Source organism: Curtobacterium sp. ME12, assembly GCF_903970855.1.
Taxonomy (GTDB): domain Bacteria; phylum Actinomycetota; class Actinomycetes; order Actinomycetales; family Microbacteriaceae; genus Curtobacterium; species Curtobacterium poinsettiae_A.
Window position 1 is genome coordinate 1 of sequence record NZ_CAJCKD010000074.1, and the last position, 1529, is coordinate 1529.

The following is a 1529-nucleotide window of genomic DNA, read 5'->3' on the forward strand; positions in this document are numbered from 1 at the left end:
CGGCGTTCTTCTATGTTCTCAGCAGAGAGAGGCTGAGGCTTTGGCATCTGTTTTTTTTTTTTTTCAAGGGAGAAGACGCCATCCGGGATCGAGTAATGGGACGGGAGTTCAACCCAGAACCGGACGGAAGGCCCGTGGCGGCCCCGCCACGGGCCTCCCGTCCGCCTCGTGCCGAGCACGGGACGCCGGTGCCCTGCGGACACGCCTCCGGGTGCACGAGACGCCGCCGGATCCGGCGGCGTCTCGGCGGATGCGCGGCGTCGTGCCCACACGTCGCGGCGTCGACTGGACGCGACGGCGTCGACTGGACGTGACGGCGTCTTGCGGACAGAGCGCGCGCGGGCGCCCCGCCTCGACCGCCTAGAAGGTGAAGACCTGCGGCAGCAGCGGGTCGATGCCCACGGCGATGAAGAGCAGCGTCAGGTACGTGATCGAGCTGTGGAAGACCCGCATCGGCTGCACGTGCTCGACGTGCTGGATGGCCCGCGAGTACAGGCGGTGCGACTCGACGACGAACCAGATGCCGCCCGCCAGCGCGACGACCGTGTAGAGCGGACCCATGTGCCCGACCGGGATGAGCAGCAGTGAGCAGACGAGCGTCGCCCAGGCGTAGAGCACGACCTGCAGGCCGACGACGGTGCGGCCACGGACCACGGCGAGCATCGGCACGTCGGCCGCGTCGTAGTCGTCGCGGTACTTCATCGACAGCGGCCAGTAGTGCGGCGGCGTCCAGAGGAAGATCACCATGAACAGGATGACCGGGGTCCAGGTCAGCGACCCGGTGACGCCCGCCCAGCCGATGAGCACCGGCATGCAGCCGGCCGAGCCGCCCCAGACGATGTTCTGCGGGGTGCGGCGCTTGAGCCACAGCGTGTAGACGAACACGTAGATGAGGATCGCGATGACGCTCAGCGCGGCGGCCAGCCAGTTCACCAGGAACCCGAGCACCGCGGTCGACAGGATGCCGAGCACCCACGAGAACACGAGCGCCTCGCGGTCGGACAGCTCCCCGGTGACGAGCGGGCGGGTGCTGGTCCGCTTCATCAGCCGGTCGATGTCCCGGTCGATGTAGCAGTTGAAGGCCGACGCCGAACCGGCCGACATCGCTCCGCCCAGCATCGTCCAGAAGACGAGCCACAGGTCGGGGACGCCGCGTTCGGCGAGGAACATCGTCGGCGCCGTGGTGACGAGCAGCAGCTCCATCACGCGCGGCTTCGTCAACGAGACGTACGCACGGACCTTGCGGGACAGCGGCGATCGGGGTCGATCGGTGTCGGGCCGGGTCACGGTGGCAGTCGGCAAGAGAACCTCAGTCTGTTCGCATCAGCTCGCACACTCGGTGGACGACTGCGACGGCGTCCGGGCATGCGCTGACCCGGAATGTCCACGGGTCCCGACCAGTTTACGGGATGGAAGCGCCGCGACGGTGCCCCGCTCCGACATCCCGGCGTGATCCGGACGCGCTCGACACGCCCGGATCGACCGTCGGCGGCCACCCCGGTGTGAACATCGGGGGTCACCTGAACCCC

1 protein-coding gene is annotated in these 1529 nt (G+C 68.3%); it reads right to left on the bottom strand.

Features of this window, described 5'->3' with window-relative positions:
- Nucleotides 1–360: 360 nt before the first annotated feature.
- Nucleotides 361–1287 (bottom strand): heme o synthase, encoded by a 927-nt coding sequence (locus tag H7A73_RS17910; RefSeq protein WP_071403755.1) that lies wholly within the window; start codon nt 1285–1287, stop codon nt 361–363.
- Nucleotides 1288–1529 lie beyond the last annotated feature (242 nt).